The 236-nt window shown below is 30.9% G+C and carries 1 pseudogene; it reads left to right on the top strand.

Features of this window, described 5'->3' with window-relative positions:
- Positions 1-236 (top strand): annotated as a pseudogene (locus ACX6CF_RS26885) (ATP-binding protein); the annotation flags it as partial.

The raw sequence follows: 236 nt of genomic DNA, 5'->3' as shown, positions 1-236 counted from the left end.
TACTACATCAAGAACCATGAGACGTGTAGGACTAGGAATACCATTGTTAGATAATACTTGTAACATTTGTAATGGTAGATTGGAGATAGATTCCTCTATCAAACAAGGTACTTATATAAAAGCCAGTATGGAATATAATCATATTGATAGACCACCTATAGGTGATATGATAGCAACAATAGCAACACTTATTTCATCTAATGGTGATATTGATATACAATATAAGCATTACTATA

The sequence above is a fragment of the Vallitalea sediminicola genome, assembly GCF_054408565.1.
The sequence above is the reverse complement of the archived record's forward strand: the minus strand, read 5'-3'. Positions and strand labels throughout refer to the sequence as shown.